This window comes from Planomonospora parontospora, from assembly GCA_014647935.1.
Classification (GTDB): Bacteria; Actinomycetota; Actinomycetes; order Streptosporangiales; family Streptosporangiaceae; genus Planomonospora; species Planomonospora parontospora.
This window is the reverse complement of record BMQD01000026.1, coordinates 1-16,531: the sequence shown is the minus strand read 5'-3', so window position 1 is coordinate 16,531 and position 16,531 is coordinate 1. Positions and strand designations below refer to the sequence as shown.

The window sequence follows — 16,531 nt, the reverse complement described above, 5'->3', positions numbered from 1 at the left end:
GTACGGCTCAGGTGAGTACGGCCGACCCCGGCTCGTGGACGGCGGCGGACAGGACCCGCCCGACGCCGTCCACGAGGTCGCCGACCTCGGCGGCGGTGGCCGCGAAGCGGTTGTACTCGGCGGTTCCGGACACCCGCCCGTCCCGCTCGACGAGTCCCACGCAGGCCAGCGCCGTCGCCGGGACCGGGCTGTAGAGCTCCAGGTGCCGCGCCGGAGGGCCCGGCACCTGCTCCACCGAGATCCCGGGCAGGTCGAGCGGGACCGCGGGGTAGTTGTGCAGCGCGAACAGCACCGAGTACGGCGGCGCGGCCCCGCCCCCGGCCCCGATGCCGCCTCCGGCGCGGCCCCGGCCCTCGCCGAACAGCGCGTCCACCGGCAGCCGCTGGCGGGCCAGCGCGTCCGTCACGGCCCGGCGAGCCCGGCCCAGCAGCGACCGGAACGACGGCCGCCCCGAGCAGTCCACCCGGATGGGCACGACCGTGGTGAACTGCCCCACGGCGTCCTCCATCCCGGACAGGACCCGGCCGGCCGCGGGGGTCCCGACGACCACGTCGCGGCCGCGGCGGCCCGGGTCCTCGCGCTCCTGCCGGCGGGCGAGCACCACGGCCAGCGCGGCGAGCAGCGTCATGAACGGCGTCGCGCCCTCGGCGGCGCCCAGCGCGAACCCGGCGGAGGTCGCCGCCGGGTCCAGCCCGACGGGCAGGTGGCCGCGGGCGAACCCGCGCGCCGCCCGGGCCGGGGGCAGCCCGGCCAGGGCGTCCCGCCAGTGGCCGAGCTCCGCGGCCCCACCGGGGCCCTCGAGCCAGCGGCGCTGCCAGGCGGCGAAGTCGGGGAACTGGAGCGCGGGCGGGGCGCAGGCGCGCCCCCGGTAGGCGTCGGACAGGTCCTTGAGGAACACCGCCGACGACCACCCGTCGAAGAACGCCAGGTGCGCGGCGAGGACGAGCACGTGGTCGTCCTCGCCGAGCCGCAGCAGCCGGAACCGGGTGCTCTCGCCCGAGGCGAGGTCCAGGGGGCGCCGCGCGCTCCCCGCCACCTGGCGCGCCACCTCGGCCGCGCGCCGCCCCGGCGGGGCGTCGGCCAGGTCCAGCACCTGCAGCCGCAGGTACGGCTCGGCGGTGACGTGCTGCACCGGCCCGCCGGGGCCGCCGTGGCCCCCGGAGCCACCGTCCAGCCGGGTGCGCAGCGCCTCGTGCCGGCCCAGCACGGAGGTGAGCGCGGCGGCCAGGGTCCCGGGGTCGAGCGGGCCGCGCAGCCGTACGGCGTGCGAACCCGTGCCCGCGCCGGGATCGGCGGCCTCCTGCAGGAACAGCCGCGCCTGCGCCGGGGTGGCCGGCACCGGCCCGCCCCCGGCGCGGGGGGCGGGGCGGGACGGCACGGGCGCCTGCGCCTGGAGCAGGAGCCTGGCGAGCTCCCGCTTGTGCGCCGGGAGCGCGTCCAGGACGTCCGGCGTGTCCTGGAGGCCCGGGAGATCCGGGAGATCCCGGAGGTCCGGGCTCCCCTGGCGCTCCGCCGGGGCGGCCGTCACGACGCGCCCCCGCCCGCGCGCAGCGAGCGGAGCATCTCCGCCGCCTCCTCGTCGCTCATCTGCTCGATCCGGTCGAAGACCGACAGCAGCCGGTCCTGCTGGGCGGCGGCGTCGCGCTGGGCGTCGCGGACCAGCGCGGCCAGGCCCGCCACGGTCGGCCGGGAGAAGAAGTCCGCCAGCGCGATGTCGACGCCGAAGTGGCCGCGCACCCGGGAGACCACCGTGGTGGCCTGCAGCGAGCTGCCGCCCAGGGCGAAGAAGTCGCCCTCCACGTCCACCTGCTCGCGCCCCAGCAGCGGCGCGACGATGCCGCGCGCGATCTTCTCCTCGACCGCGTCGCGCGGCGCCGTCCCCTCCGGCCCGGCCTGGTCGGCGGGGACCGGCAGCGCGGTGAGGTCCACCTTCCCGTGCGGGGTGAGCGGCAGCTCGTCGAGCGTCACGACGACCGGGACCATGTAGCCGGGCAGCAGCGCGGCGGCGCCCCGCCGTACCGCCTCGGCGTCCGCGGTCCCGACGGCGTAGCCGACGAGCACGCGCTCGCCGTCGGCTCCGGCGACCACGGTGACCACCGCCTGCTCCACGCCGGGCTGGCGGGTGAGCACCGCCTCGACCTCGCCCGGTTCGATCCGGAACCCGCGCAGTTTCAGCTGCCGGTCGGTGCGGCCCAGGAAGTCGAGGTTGCCGCCGGGCAGCCAGCGGGCCAGGTCGCCCGTCCGGTACAGCCGCGCGGTCGCCTCCCCGTCGGCGTAGGGGTTGTCGACGAACCGCTCCGCGGTCGTCTCCGGCCGCCCCAGGTAGCCGCGCGCGACGCCCGGACCGGCCACGCACAGCTCACCGGGGACGCCGGGCGGCACCGGCCGCAGCCGCTCGTCCAGTACGAACGCCTGGTGACCGGCCATCGGGCGGCCGATCGGCGGGTTGCGGTCGTAGGAGCCGACGCAGTTCATGAGCGTCACCGCGACGGTGGCCTCGGTCGGCCCGTACCCGTTGACGAAGCGGCGCTCCCCGGCGGTCCACTCGGCCACCAGCCCGCCGGGGAAGGCCTCGCCGCCGACCGACACCAGGCGCAGGTCGGGCAGGCGCCGCTGGTCCAGCAGGGGCATCAGCGCGGGCGGCAGCTCCGCCACCGTCACCCCGGTGCGGCGCATGAGCGCCGTCAGCAGCTCGGGGTCGCGCCGCTCCTCGTCCCCGGCGACGACCAGCTCGGCGCCGGCCAGCAGGGTGGTGAAGATCTCGAACACCGACACGTCGAACGTCAGGGGGGCGAAGTGCAGGACCCGGTCGGACTCGGTGATCTCGTAGTCCGCCGCGATGGCCCGGGAGAAGTGCGCGACCGAGCGGTGCTCGACCATGACTCCCTTGGGGACGCCGCTGCTGCCCGAGGTGTAGAGCACGTAGGCCAGATCCCCCGGCTCGCAGACCGGGGACGCCGGGGACGCGGAGGGCGCCCCGCCCGCCGGCGGCCCCGGGATCGGGACGGCCGCCACGTGCCCCGGCAGCACTCCCGCGGCGTCCGGGCCCGCACCGCCCGTACCGTCGCCGGGACCGCCGGGACCGCCGGGACCGCCGGGACCGCCGGGACCGCCGGGACCGCCGGGACCGCCGGGACCGCCCGGCACGAGGGCGAGGCGCACCGAGGCGTCGGCGAGGATCGTGGCCACCCGCTCCGCCGGGGCGGCCGGGTCGACCGGCAGGTAGGCGGCGCCGGCCTTGAGCACCCCGAGCACCCCGGCGACGGCCGCGGGGCCCCGGCCGAGGAGGACCGCCACCGGCTCGTCCCGGCGGGCGCCGCGGGCGCGCAGCCCGTCCGCGACGGCGTCCGACCAGCGGTCCAGCGTCCCGTAGTCGACCACCGCGTCCCCGGAGCGGACCGCGACCGCCCCGGGCCGGGCCCGGGCCCGCTCGCGGAACAACCGGTCCAGCGTCGCGGTCCAGGCCGCCTCGTCGACGGGCCCGCCGCGGGAGAGCTCACGCGCGTGCCGGGAGGCGCCGGGTTCCTCGACGAGGCTGAGGTCGCCCACCCGGACCTGCGGATCCTCCGCGACCTGCCGCAGCACCCGCTGGAACGCCTCCAGCAGCCCGGCCGCGGTGCCGTACCGGTACAGGGAGGTGTTGTACTCCAGCGACAGCTCCAGACCGTCGGACTCGCCGGCCAGGAAGCTCATGTCGAACTTCGCGGCGCCGTCGTGCTTCTGCTCGATGCAGAACTCCACCCCACCGGCCTCGGCGCGGTGCGCGCCCCAGCGGCCCAGGGAGGTGAACTCGATCTGGAACAGCGGGTGGCGCAGCGGGTCGCGCGGCGGCCGTACGGCCTCCACCACCTGCTCGAACGGGAGCTCGCTGTGCGCGAACGCGTCCATCACCGTCGAGGAGGTGCGGCCGACCAGCTCCAGGAAGGTCAGGTCGTCGGTCACCTCCGTGCGCAACGTGATCATGCTGACGAAGCAGCCGATGAGCCGCTCCAGGTCGGGGTGGGGGCGCGAGGCGCTGGCCGTGCCGACCACGACGTCCTCGGACCGGGTCCAGTGGCGCAGCAGCGCGTTGAACGCGGCCAGCAGGGTGGTGAACACCGTCGTGCCCGCCGCCTCCGCAGTGGCCGACAGCCTGCCGAGCGTCTCGGCGTCCAGGGACAGGGAGAGCCCTTTGCCCTCGCCGCGGGTCTCCGGCGTCCGGGGGAAGTCCGACATGACCTCCGTCGCCCGGGAGCCCGCCAGGATGCGGCGCCAGGACTCGGCCAGGGCCGCGGACCGCTCGGCGTCGAGCCTCTCCCGCTGCCAGGCCGCGAAGTCGGCGTACTCCACCGGCAGGCCCGGCAGGTCGTGCTCGCGCCCGGCCACCGCCGCCTCGTAGCCGGAGGTCAGCTCCTCGGCGAACACCCGGGTCGACCCCGGGTCCCAGACGACGTGGTGGACCACCCACAGCAGGACGTGCTCGTCGTCGGAGAGACGGACCAGCCGGGCCCTGATCGGCGGGCCGGCGGCCAGGTCGAACGGGGCCGCCGCGTCGGCGGCGGTGAGCTCGGCCAGCTCCCGCTCGGGGTCGTCCCCGCCGGACAGGTCGGTCTGCCGGACGCCGACCACGTAACCGGGGACCGGCTCCTGCCAGGGCAGCCCGTCCACCTCGATCAGCCTGCTGTGCAGGACCTGGTGGCGGCGGACCACCGCGTCCACCGACTCGCGGAGTGCGGCCGGGTCGAGCGGGCCGCGCAGCCGTACCGACAGCGCGATGTTGTTGCGGGTGCGGCCGCCGCCCAGCCGGTCGACGAACCACATCTGCTCCTGCTGGAACGAGGTCCTGGCGCGGGAGCCGTGGTCGAGGCGGGTCAGCGCGGTACGGCCGCCGCCGCCCGCCGACATCTGGCCGCGCATCTGCCGCAGGAGCCGTGACCGCTGCCCCTGGGGCAGCCGGCCGAGCCGTTCGGCGAGGTCGCTCATGTCAATCCTCCGTCAGCGGTGGTCACCGGGTCGGCCGGTGGAACTCGGTCAGCAGCTCGGCGAGCTGCCGGGGCAGGTGTTTGGCGAAGTAGTGGCGGCCGCCGGGGACGACGGCCAGCCCCACCTCGGAGGCGTACAGGCCCCAGGCCAGGTGGCCCTCCCCGTACCCCTCGGTCGCCTCGTCGGCGTCGCCGATGATGCAGGTGAGCGGGGTGGACAGGCGGGGCGTGAAGCCGGCGGACGTGCGGCCGAAGAAGCGGGCGGCCTCCGTCATGTCGTGCCGGACCATGCGGATCACCGTGGTCAGGTCGCGTTCGTCGAGCACCCCGTCGAAGCCGTCCATGGAGCGCAGGTGCGCGACGAGGTCGTCGTCGCTGGAGATCCGCTCCATCTCCAGCGAGTACTCGGGGTCGTCCTCCGGCAGGGCGGCGGCGAGGTACAGCGCGCGGGGGCGCAGGCCGTACCCCTCCAGGACGCGGGTGGTCTCCAGCGCCGCGACGACGCCGGCGCAGTGGCCGTAGACCGCGAACGGGCCGCGCACGGTGCGGGCGATCTCGGTGGCGGCGAGCTCGGCGAGCTCGGCGACGGGGACCATCGGGCCGGGGCGCACCGGGTCGTGTCCGGGTGGGGACACCGCCACCAGGGCGATCTCCGGCGGGAGCTCGGCGGCGAGCGGCCGGTAGGCGATGGCGTCGCCGCCGCCGTGCGGGAAGCACACCAGGGTCAGCTCCGGCTCGCGCCCGGTCTCGGGGGTGAGCCGGTACAGCAGCCGGTGCGGGGCGCCGGGTGCGGCCTGCTCCCCGCCGGGCCCGCTGAGCCCGGTGAGCTCAGTCAGGCGGGCGGCCAGCCGACGCGGCGTCGGATGGGTGAACAGCTCCACCACCCGCAGGTCCTCGCGGACCGCCCGCACGGCGCGCACCGCGGCGAAGGAGTCGCCGCCGAGGGCGAAGAAGTCGTCGTCGGGGCCGACGCCGCCGACGCCCAGGACCTCGCCCCAGGCGGCGGCGACCGCGGCGGCGAGGGGCCCGCCGTCCGCCGGAGCGGTCGCGCCGGGCCCGTTGTGCGCGGTGGGCGCGGTGGGCGCGGTGAGCACGGTGCCGGACCCGGCGGACGCGATGGATCCGGGGGAAGCGGCGGACCCGGGGGAAGCGGCGGACCCGGGGGCGGGCGCGGGCAGCGCGGCGCGGTCCACCTTGCCGTTCGGGCTCAGCGGCAGGCGGTCGAGCACCACCAGGGCGGACGGTACGGCGTGCGGCGGCAGCACGCGGGCCAGCGCGGCCCGCACGGCCGCCGGGTCCACCCCCGCGACCTCCTCCGTGCGTTCCCCTGGGCCTTCCTCCGTGCCCTCCTCCGCGCCTGATTCCGGGACCAGGTAGCCGACGAGCCGTGCCGGGCCCCCGCCGATCCCGCCGCCGCGCGCCACCACGACGGCGTCGCGCACGCCCGGCTGCCCGCGCAGCGCGGCCTCCACCTCGCCCGGCTCGATGCGCAGCCCGTTGAGCTTGATCCTGAAGTCGGTGCGGCCCAGCAGCTCGATGACGCCGTCGGGGCGGTGGCGCGCGACGTCGCCCGTGCGGTAGAGGCGCTCGGTGAGCCCCGGCTCCAGCTCGGCGGTCACGAACCGCTCCGCGGTCAGCTCCGGCCGGTTGAGGTAGCCCCGGGCCAGGCCCGCCCCGCCCAGGTGGAGTTCGCCCGGGACGCCGACCGGCACCGGGCGCAGCCGCTCGTCGAGGATGTAGGCCCGCTGGTTGGCCATCGGCCTGCCGTAGGGGATGCGCGCCCAGGAGGGGTCGACGCGGTGCACGGGGAACTCGATCGAGTGGATCGACGCCTCGGTGGCCCCGCCCAGGGCCGCGAACGCCAGGCCGGGGGCGAAGGCGCGGATCCGGTCCGGCTGGGCGACCGGGATCCAGTCCCCGCCGAGGAAGGCGACCCGCAGGCCCGGCAGGGCCGGGCCGCCGGCGTGCTCCAGCTGGTCCAGGAGCAGGTCCAGCAGGGCGGGCGCGGAGTTCCACACCGTCACCCCGTGCCGGACCATCAGGTCGGCCCAGTGGGCGGGGTCGCGCGCGGCGGCCGGATCGGGCAGGACCAGGGTCCCGCCCGCGCCCAGCATGCCGAGGACCTCGTAGACGCTCATGTCGAAGCTGGGGGACGACAGCGCCAGGACCGCGTCCCCGGGGCGCACGCCGTACGACCGGTTGAGGTCGAGCAGGTTGTTGACGACCCCGCGGTGCTCCAGCGCGATCCCCTTGGGGGTCCCGGTGGAGCCCGAGGTGTAGATGACGTACGCCAGGTCGCGGGCGGTGACCCGGGTGACGGGGCGGTGGGCGGGGCGGGCGGCGATCTCCGCGGCGTCGGCGTCCAGCAGCACCCGCACGGCGCCCCCGGAACCCTCAGCGCCTCCGGAACCCTCAGCGCCTCCGGAACCCTCAGCGCCTCCGGAGCCCTGAGCGCCTCCGGAGCCCTCAGCGCTCCCGGGGTCTCCGGCGGCTCCGGAGGGTCCTTCCCCGGCCGGGATCCGGGCCGCCGTCTCCGCGGTGGCGACCAGGACCGGGGCCGCGGCGTCGCCGACCATGAAGGCCAGCCGGTCCGGCGGGTAGTCCGGGTCCAGCGGCACGTACGCGCCGCCGGCCTTGAGCACGGCGAGGATCGCCGTCACCAGGGCGGGCCCGCGGCGCAGGCACAGCGCCACCGCGGTGCCCGGCCGCACGCCCAGCCCGATCAGGTGGTGGGCCAGCCGGTTGGCGCGCTCCTCCAGCTCGCGGTAGGTGACCGTCCAGCCGTCCAGGCCGCCGCAGACCAGCGCGGGCGCGCCGGGGCGGCGGTCGGCGTGCTCCTCGAACAGCCGGTGCAGGCAGGTCCGGTCCGGGAACGGCGACCCGGTGGCGTTCCAGTCGTGCAGTACGGCCCGCCGCTCGGCCTCCGACAGCAGCGGCAGGTCCCCCAGCGGCACCTCCGGCTGCTCGACCGCGGCCCGCAGGAGGGTCAGGAAGCGCTGGAGCAGCCGGTCGACCGTCTCCGGGTCGAACAGGACGGTGGGGTACTCCACCAGGGCCCGGACGGCGGTGCCGCTGTCGTGCACGCTGACCATCAGGTCGTACTTGGTCACGCCCGACTCGAAGTCGACCGGCTCGGTCCGCAGGCCCGCCAGCTCCGGCGCGGTGTCCGGCGTCTCGTCGAGCAGGAACATCACGGACGTGAGCGGCGGCCGGCTCGGGTCACGCGGGATCTTCAGCGCGTCGACGATGAGGTCGAACGGCATCTCCTGGTGGGCGTAGGCCTGCAGGGTGGTGGTCCGGACGGAGCGGACCAGCTCGTTGAACGTGGGGTCGCCGCCCGTCCTGACCCGCAGGGGCAGCGTGTTGACGAAGAAGCCGATCAGGTCGGCGACGGCCGGGTGGTCGCGGCCGGAGACCGACGTGCCGACCACCACGTCGTCCTGGCCGGTGTGGCGGGCCAGGGTGGCGGCGAAGCCGGCCAGCAGCGTCATGAAGAGCGTCGCGCCCTCCGCCCTGCCGTGCTCGCGCAGCGCCGCGACCAGCGGGGCGGGCAGTTCGACGTAGCGGGAGCCCCCCTCGTGCCCGAACAGCGGCGGCCGGGGCCGGTCGGTGGGCAGGTCCACCGGGGCGGCGCCCGCCAGCTCGCCGGTCCAGTAGTCCCTGAGCTTCTCCAGCCGCTCACCGCCGATCCGCCCGCGCTGCCAGGCGGCGAAGTCGGCGTACTGGATGGGGAGCGGGGCCAGGCCGGGGTCGCGGCCCGCCGCGCGGGCCGCGTAGCAGCGCTCCAGCTCGGTGGAGAGCAGCCGCATGGACCAGCCGTCGGTGACGATGTGGTGGACGTTCAGCAGCAGGACGTGGTCCTCGGGGCCCAGCCGCCCCAGGGCCGCGCGGACGGGCGCCTCGCGGGCGAGGTCGAACGGGGCGGCCGCGTCGGCGGCGTGGAACGGGCCGATCGCGGCCTCGTCCGGCAGGTCGACGAGCGGCAGGGCCAGCCGGTGGTCCGGCAGGAGCTCGGGCACCGCCTCCTCGCCCCGCCCGGGGTAGACGGTGCGCAGGACCTCGTGCCGGTCCACCACGTCCTGCAGGGCGCCGTGCAGCGCCCCGACGTCCAGCGGACCGCGGATGCGGGTGGCCACCGGCACGTTGTAGGCCGGCGAGCCCGGCTGCAGCTGGTCGACGAACCAGAGCCGCCGCTGGGCGAACGACATCACCGCGGGCTCGCCGCCGGTCCGGGGCTCCGGGTCGTCCTGCCTGGCGGGCCCTGCGCCCGCGCCCGCCAGCGCTTCGAACAGGGCCCGGCGGGAGGCGGGCAGACCGGCGATACGTTCGGCGAGGGTGTCGCTCACCGGGAACCTCCATGCGTTTTCGGGGGAGTCTTCGGGGCGTCTTCGGGGTGCTCGCGGCGGCGGCCGACCGCGGGCTCGGAGGGGCCGGTCCTCCCCGGCCGGCCCCTCCGAGCCGGACGGAGCCGGGCCGGATGGAGCCGAGCCGAATCGACGGAGCCGGAGGGCACCGGACGGGGCCGGGTCAGGCGGGGTAGCCGGGCAGCGGGAAGTCCCGGCACAGGCGGGCCACGGCGGCGCGGACGCCGTCGCGGGCGGGCGCGGGGAGTCGGTAGTCGGTGTCGCCGAGCTGCTCCACCGCCTCGACGGCCCGGCAGAAGAGGTCGGCGCAGGCGGCCATGTCGGCGGGCCCCATGCCGCGCAGCGCGAGCGTGTTGGTGCCCAGGCGGATCCCGGAGGTGACGTGGGCGGGCCTGGTGTCGCCGACGATGCGGTTCTTGTTGACGATGATCCCGCACTCCTCCAGCGCCCTCTCGACGACGACGCCGGTGTAGCCCTTGGCGCCCACGTCGATGAGGACGAGGTGGTTGTCGGTCCCGCCGGTGACCAGGCCCTGCCCGCGGTCCACCAGCTCCACCGCGAGCTGCCGGGCGTCCAGCCGCAGGCGCAGGGCGAGCTCGCGGAAGGCGCCGGTGGAGGCGGCGGCGAACGCCCGGGCCTTGGCCGCCACCCCGGCCAGGTCCGGGGTGCCCTGGGCGCGGGGGAAGACCGCCCGCTGCAGCGCCCCCGCCAGCGTCCCCCTCCCGCCGGGACCCGGCCGGGCGGCGTCGGGACCGGACAGGATGAGCCCGCCGCGCGGGCCGTAGAGCTGCTTGTAGGTGCTGGTGGTGGTCACGTGGGCGTACGGGACCGGGCCGGGGTGCTCGCCGGCCGCGACCAGCCCGGCGATGTGGGAGATGTCCGCCAGCAGCCAGGCGCCGCACCCGTCGGCGATCTCCCGGAAGCGGGCGAAGTCGATGGTGCGGGGGTAGGAGCTCGCGCCGCATACGATCAGCTTGGGCCGGACGCGCCGGGCCAGCTCGGCGACCTCGTGGTAGTCGATGAAGCCGTCGGGGCCCACGCCGTAGCCCACGGTCCGGAAGTACCTGCCGGTGACCGAGGCGGGGGAGCCGTGGGTGAGGTGCCCGCCGGCGTCCAGGTCCATGCCGAGCACGGTGTCGCCGGGCTCCAGCAGGGAGAACAGCACCGCGAGGTTGGCCGAGCTGCCCGAGTGGGGCTGCACGTTGGCGTAGTCGGCTCCGAAGAGCTCGCGGGCCCGGGCCACGGCCAGCCGCTCGACGTCGTCGGCCACCTCGCAGCCCGCGTGGAAGCGGGCGCCCGGGTAGCCCTCGGCGGTCACGTTCCCCAGTGCGCTGCCGGCGCAGGCCAGCACCGACGGCGGCGCGGTGCTGCACGCGGCCACCATGGCCAGCGTCTCCGCCTGGCGGCGCATCTCGCGCTCCAGCAGGTGGAAGATCTCGGGGTCCTCGGCGGCGAGGTTCTCCGTCGCGCGCCGGTGGAATTCGGCCAACCGGACCATGCGGGCCTCCAGTCGTCAGAGCCGCCGGGAAAAGGCTCCCGGAAGGGCGGTGAATTCGATCCGCGGACGGCAGATTAGGCACCCCCAGTTAAGCGCTGGTTATGACGCTTTATTAGGATTCGTGAGAAATTGCAGCGCTGAATTCCCCGTCTCCTTCCCCCCGCCGGCGGGTGGGGCGCCGCGGGCCCTGGAGTGCGACGTAACCGCGCGGCAACCGGTTGCCGGGAGGGTGAACGGCGATACCGGTTTGACGGCGACCACGACGGCGGCTTTGACGGGACGACACTGGAGGGCCAATGGCCACGGGACCACCGCATCGGTACTTCCAGGTTCTGGTGAACCACCGGGCGCAGTACGGCATATGGCCCCTGGACGACGCCGTACCCGGCGGCTGGTCGCCGATCGGGTTCGTCAGCACGCGCGAGGAGTGCCTGGTCCAGGTGGCCGAGCTGTGGCGGGACATGCGGCCGGCCGGGAAACCGGACGAGGACGGGGGCGGGGCGGCCGGCTGGACCGGCCGGGTCGCCGCCGCCGCGGCCGCCCGCCCGGACGCCGTCGCGCTGAGCGGCGGCGCCCGCCTCACCTACGGTGAGCTGCTGGAGGGCGCGCGCCGGCTCGCCGGGCGGCTGATCGCCCTCGGCATCGGCGCCGAGGACCGGGTCGCGCTGTACCTCCCGCTCGGGGCCGCGGCGCTCACGGCGCTGCTCGGCATCGCCCTCACCGGAGCCGCCTACCTCCCGATCGACAGCCTCGACGACGCCGGCTGGCGAGATCTGGTGATCGCCGACGGCGGTGTCCGGGCGGTCGTCACGGACCGCGCCGACACCCTGGTGCACGTCGACGCGCACGTCCTGACCTGGCCGGACGAAACCGAGACGGATACCGGCACCGGGATCGCCGGCACCGACGCCGGTGCCGGTGCCGCGATCACCGCCGGTGACGAGGTCGTCGGCGCCGCCGCCGCCACGACGGCCGCCGCCGCCACGACGGCCGGACCCGCCGCGACCGGGCGGTCCGCCGCCCCGGTGCGCGGCCCGCGTGCACTCCCGTTCGACGCGGCCTGCGTGCTCTACCACCCGGCGGAGCGCGGATCGCGGGGCGTCGTCCTGGAGCACCGCCAGCTGGACGCCCTGCTGGGCGAGGTGCTCCCGGTCCGCCCGGGTGACCGCGTCGCGGTGTCGGGGCGCCTGTCCTCCGAGTTCGTCAACGCGGACCTGCTGCGCGTCCTGCACGGCGGGGCCGAGGCGGTCCTGCCGCCGGGCGCCGCCGATGCCACGGGCGCCGCCAGGGACACGGGCGGCACCGGGGACACGGGCGCCGCCGGAGACACCGGCGGCACCGGCGGCACCGGGGACGACCACGCCCGCCCGCCCGCCCCGACGTGCTCCTCGCGCTTCTACGGATCCCTGGAGACCGGTGTCGTGTGCGCCGGGCGCAGGGCGCTCCGCGCCGGGCCGGGCCCGGCGCGGACGCTGATCGGCCCGCCGTTCGCCGGCTGCCGGTTGTACGCCCTGGACGACGACCTCCGGCCGCTCGCCGTGGGCGGCACCGGCTCCCTCTACGTCGGAGGCCCGGTGGTCGCCCGCGGCTACCTGGACGATCCGGCGGCGACGGTCGACCGCTTCCTCCCCGACCCCTTCGCCGCGGACGGCAGCCGCATGTTCGCCACGGGACACCGCGTGCGGCTGCTGGAGGAGGGAGTGCCGGAACGCCTCGACGGATAGGCCGCAGGCGTCCGGAGAGCACGCATCCGCAGCCCGGGGCTCCTGCCGTCCGACCGAGCGCGACCCGTCCCGCCAACCGAACAGACAGGAGCGGAAATGTCCGTCACTCCTCATGTCACCGTGCTGAGCGGCGCGCTGGGCGCCGGCTCGCGCACCGAGCGCCTGGCCCGCTGGTGCGCGCGGGAATGCCTCTCCCGGGGGGCGACCGCCACCCTCTTCGGGGGCGCCGAGCTGGACTTCCCGTTCTACGGGGAGCCCGGCCGCCACGGCCCCCGGGTGGCCCGGTTCCTGGACGACCTGGCACGCGCCGACGGCGTCGTGCTGGTGACGCCCGCCTACCACGGCAGCGTGTCCGGCCTGCTCAAGAACGCCCTCGACTACGTCAACGAACTGGCCGCGGACGTACGCCCCTTCTTCGACGCCAGGGCGGTGGGCTGCGTCGCCCTGGCCGGGGGGGAGCAGGGCGCGGCCGCGACCCTCGCCACCATGCGTGCCATCGTGCACGCCCTGCGCGGCTGGCCGACACCGCTCGGCGTCGGCGTGACCGGAGGCTCCCTGCCGGACGGCGACGCCTCGCCGGCGAGCGAGCGCACGCGCCGGCAACTCGGCCTCATGCTCGACCAGGTCCTGTTCCGCGGCTCCGTGCCCGGGGCGGGACGGCCGCAGGAGGCCGCCCTGTCCTCTCTCGCGCTGACTGCGCTCGACGCCGGATATTTCGACGCCGGAAAGAGCGGATCGCCCCGCGGTGGAACGTCTCCCGAGATTTCCGCCGAGCCGGTGCTTTACCGCCACGCGGATAGATAACCGCCATTTAACCGGCTTTATCTATTTTCTCCATATGTCGGATATCGAGGTCGGCTCCCGTCCGGGTGGACCAGGCGCGACCCACGTCACGAAGCAGGAGCTCCGATGACCCACAGTTCGGCTCCAGACACCCCGGGCGGGTACGCACCCGCGCACCGCGTCCTCGACGCGGTGACGCGGTGGGCCCGGCGGGCACCCGCGGCCACGGCGGTCCGCGCACCGGACGGCGAGTTCGGCTTCGCGGAGCTCGCCCGCCACGTGGACGCCCTCGCCGCCGCGCTCGTCGACGCCGGCGCCGGCCCGCAGACGCCCGTCGGCCTGTGCACCGGCAGATCACGCTGGCTGGTGGCCGGCCTGCTCGCGGTCTGGCGGGCGGGCGCCACCGCCGTCCCGGTCGACGACGGCCATCCCGCCGACCGGATCAACTTCGCGCTCCGCGACGCCGGGGTGAAGATCCTGCTCGGCGACCGGCTCCCGCCCGGCGCCGCGCCCCCGAAGACGCGCACCCTCCTCCCGGAGGAGGCGGCCGGGCGGCGGGTGAGCGCGTGGGCCGCGCTCCCGGACCCGGACGACTGCGCCTACGTCATCTACACCTCCGGGACCACCGGCTGGCCCAAGGGCGTGGAGGTCACCTACCGGGGCCTCGACACCCTGCTCGACGCCCTCGCCTGCCTGGGGCTGCCCGCCGGCGGGCTCGGGGTCAACGCCGTCTCCCCGGCGTTCGACGGCTGGCTGTGGTGCACCCTGCTCTACCTGTGCCACGGACAGGGCGTCGCCCTCGTCGACCTGGAGGAGGGGCTCGACGCGGCGCTGGAGGCGGTGCGCCCGCGCACCGTCTGCCTCACGCCGTCGCTGCTCGCCTCCTGTGCCGGGGACATCCCCAGCGCCCGGGTCCTGGTCGTGGCCGGCGAGCCCTGCCCGCCGGAGCTGGTGCGCAGGTTCGGCGACGGCCGCAGGATCCTCAACGTCTACGGCCCCACCGAGACGACGATCGCCGCCACCTGGGCCGACAGCCACCGCGGCGACGACGTCCGGACGATCGGGCGGCCGCTCCCCGGCTACCGCGCCCACGTGCTGGACGACCGGCGCCGCCCGGTACCGCCCGGCGTCCCCGGGGAGCTGTACCTGGCCGGCGCGGCCGTCGCCCGGGGCTACCGCAACCGGCCGGGCCTGACCGCCTCGCGGTTCGTCCCCGACCCCTTCGGCGGAGCCGGTGACCGGATGTACCGGACCGGCGACGTGGTGGTCGAGCGGCCCGACGGCCAGCTGGAGTACCACGGCCGGCTGGACGACCAGGTCAAGGTGCGGGGCCTGCGGGTGGAGCTCGGCGAGATCGAGCGCGTGGCGCTGCGCGCCCCCGGCGTCCGCGCCGCGGCGGCCTTCGTCACGGAGACCGGTGACGCGGTCGGCCTCGCCGTGGTGCCCTCGGTCGCCCCCGGTACCCCGGAGGACTCCCCGGCCGGGGCTCCGGACTCGCCCGCGGCCCTGGACGCGACTCCGGCCCCGGACCCGCGTTCGGTCCCGGCCCCGGCCCTGGCCTTGGACGCGACTCCGGCCCCGGCCCCGGCCCCGGCCCCGCGCTCGGCCCCGGCCTCCCCTCCGGAACCGGACGGGGAGGCCCGGCTCGCGGCCGAGGTGCGGGCCCGTTGCGCGGCGGGCCTGCCGGAGGCGATGGTGCCCGCCGCGGTCGCCGTCGTGGCGGCCCTGCCGACCCTCCCCACGGGCAAGGTCGACCGTACGGCGCTCGCCCGGCTCTCCCCGCGCGGGCCGGTGGCCGGCCGGCCTCCGGAGGGCGAGCGCGAGCTCCTGGTCTGCGAGGTGCTGGGCGAACTGCTCGCCCGCCCCGTCGAGGACGCCGGAGCCGACTTCTTCGAGCTCGGCGGGCACTCGCTGCTGGCCGCCCGGGCGGTCTCGGCGCTGCGCCGCCGTACCGGGCTGCGCCTGACGATGGCGCACCTGCTGGCCGCCCCCACCGCCGAAGGCCTGGCCGCCGCGCTGGACCGGCTCGCCGAGGACTCCCTCGTGGGGACGCTGTGAGCCGCCCCTGGCTGGTGTCGTGGCCCGCCGGCCCCGCCCGGCCCGCCCGCCCGACGCTGCTCTGCCTGCCGCAGGCCGGAGCCGGCTGCGGCCAGTTCCGCCCCTGGCAGGACGCGCTCGGGCCGGAGGTGTCCGTGGTCGGCGTGCAGCTGCCCGGCCGGGAGAACCGCTTCACCGACCCGCCGGCCCGCAGCGTCGAGGAGGTCGTCGGCGCGGTCGTCGCCGAGCTCGCCGGCGACCCCGCCGGACCGCTCGCCTCGGGGCTGCCGTTCGTCGTCTTCGGCAACAGCTTCGGCGGGCTGCTCGGCTACGAGATCGCCCGCGCCCTCGGCGGCCGCCACGGCCGGTGGCCGGACGCGCTGATCGTCGCCGCCTGCCGTCCCCCCGGCATGTGGACCGGCGCGGGCCGGGGCCTGGTGGAGGGGGAGGAGGAGCTCGAGCGGCTGCTGGCGGGCCGCGGGCTCGGCGAGGACGACCTCGACGAGGACAGCCGCGAGCTGGCGCTGGAGGTCCTGCGGCACGACGCCCGGCTGTCCCTGACGTACGTCCACGACGACGGCGCGGGGGGCGCGCTGTGCCCGGTCGAGGCCTGGGGCGGCGAGGCCGACGAGACCGTGCCCCCCGGCCAGCTCGCGGGCTGGCGCGACCACGCCGCCGCCGGATTCCGCCGCCGGCTCTTCCCCGGCGGCCACCACTTCTGCCTGGAGCGTCCCGGCGCGGTCCTGCCGCTGCTGAGCGAGCGGCTCCGGCAGCCCGCCGGAAACCTTGAGAGGAGCCGTAGTTGACTTCCTCCCCTGCCTAAAGGCGGGGGATTCCAGCGGTCGCCCGCTGGGGTTCCTGCTTCACCGACGACCGCCCCGTCCGGGAGGACTCCCGTTGAGGTCTCACACCGTCTCCACAGGCAGACGCCGCCAGCCCGGCGGCCAGGATGTTGCGTGCCGCGTTCACGTCGCGGTCATGCACGGCGCCGCAGTCGCACGTCCACTCGCGGACGTTCAGCGGCAGCTTCCCGCGGATCGTGCCGCAGGCTCCGCACAGCTTGGAGCTGGGGAACCAGCGGTCGATCACGACGAGTTCGCGCCCGTACCAGGCGCACTTGTACTCCAGCATGGAGCGCAGTTCCGTCCACGACGCGTCCGAGAT

The 16,531-nt window shown here is 76.4% G+C and carries 9 protein-coding genes; 4 read left to right on the top strand and 5 right to left on the bottom strand.

The window, feature by feature from the left end; translation table 11 throughout:
* Positions 1 to 7 precede the first annotated feature (7 nt).
* The 4 genes from IEZ07_RS29490 to glyA all read right to left on the bottom strand — a co-directional run bounded on the left by IEZ07_RS29490 (position 8) and on the right by glyA (position 10,823).
* On the bottom strand, positions 8 to 1,528 hold the full coding sequence (locus tag IEZ07_RS29490; protein WP_191897775.1) for a condensation domain-containing protein: 1,521 nt from the start codon (positions 1,526 to 1,528) through the stop codon (positions 8 to 10).
* The gene (locus tag IEZ07_RS29485) at positions 1,525 to 4,962 is read right to left on the bottom strand and encodes a non-ribosomal peptide synthetase (RefSeq protein ID WP_191897774.1); all 3,438 of its coding nucleotides are present in this window, start codon (positions 4,960 to 4,962) and stop codon (positions 1,525 to 1,527) included. Before IEZ07_RS29485 ends, IEZ07_RS29490 begins: the two co-directional genes overlap by 4 nt.
* 22 nt (positions 4,963 to 4,984) lie before the next feature.
* Entirely contained in the window at positions 4,985 to 9,307 is a 4,323-nt protein-coding gene (locus IEZ07_RS29480) for a non-ribosomal peptide synthetase (protein WP_191897773.1), read from the bottom strand.
* A 181-nt stretch (positions 9,308 to 9,488) separates the two neighbouring features.
* Entirely contained in the window at positions 9,489 to 10,823 is a 1,335-nt protein-coding gene (gene glyA, locus IEZ07_RS29475; protein ID WP_191897772.1) for a serine hydroxymethyltransferase, read from the bottom strand.
* 296 nt (positions 10,824 to 11,119) lie between these two features.
* Here glyA and IEZ07_RS29470 point away from each other — a divergent pair, with 296 nt between their 5' ends.
* The 4 genes from IEZ07_RS29470 to IEZ07_RS29455 all read left to right on the top strand — a co-directional run bounded on the left by IEZ07_RS29470 (position 11,120) and on the right by IEZ07_RS29455 (position 16,173).
* Complete coding sequence (locus IEZ07_RS29470; RefSeq protein ID WP_191897771.1) at positions 11,120 to 12,547, top strand: AMP-binding protein; 1,428 nt, start codon at positions 11,120 to 11,122, stop codon at positions 12,545 to 12,547.
* Positions 12,548 to 12,643: 96 nt separating this feature from the next.
* Entirely contained in the window at positions 12,644 to 13,351 is a 708-nt protein-coding gene (locus IEZ07_RS29465; protein WP_191897770.1) for an NADPH-dependent FMN reductase, read from the top strand.
* A 105-nt stretch (positions 13,352 to 13,456) separates the two neighbouring features.
* The gene (locus tag IEZ07_RS29460) at positions 13,457 to 15,388 is read left to right on the top strand and encodes an amino acid adenylation domain-containing protein (RefSeq protein WP_191897769.1); all 1,932 of its coding nucleotides are present in this window, start codon (positions 13,457 to 13,459) and stop codon (positions 15,386 to 15,388) included.
* Entirely contained in the window at positions 15,385 to 16,173 is a 789-nt protein-coding gene (locus tag IEZ07_RS29455) for a thioesterase II family protein (protein WP_191897768.1), read from the top strand. Before IEZ07_RS29460 ends, IEZ07_RS29455 begins: the two co-directional genes overlap by 4 nt.
* 13 nt (positions 16,174 to 16,186) lie before the next feature.
* Here IEZ07_RS29455 and IEZ07_RS29450 read toward each other — a convergent pair.
* Positions 16,187 to 16,531 (bottom strand): zinc ribbon domain-containing protein (locus IEZ07_RS29450; RefSeq protein WP_191897767.1); only part of this gene is annotated, 345 nt, incomplete at its 5' end.

Bases quoted from the DNA above. Each gene is read 5' to 3' on its own strand.
- IEZ07_RS29485 (WP_191897774.1), bottom strand. From the start codon at position 4,962: ATGAGCGACCTCGCCGAACGGCTCGGCCGGCTGCCCCAGGGGCAGCGG.
- IEZ07_RS29470 (WP_191897771.1), top strand. From the start codon at position 11,120: ATGGCCACGGGACCACCGCATCGGTACTTCCAGGTTCTGGTGAACCAC.
- glyA (WP_191897772.1), bottom strand. From the start codon at position 10,823: ATGGTCCGGTTGGCCGAATTCCACCGGCGCGCGACGGAGAACCTCGCC.
- IEZ07_RS29465 (WP_191897770.1), top strand. From the start codon at position 12,644: ATGTCCGTCACTCCTCATGTCACCGTGCTGAGCGGCGCGCTGGGCGCC.
- IEZ07_RS29460 (WP_191897769.1), top strand. From the start codon at position 13,457: ATGACCCACAGTTCGGCTCCAGACACCCCGGGCGGGTACGCACCCGCG.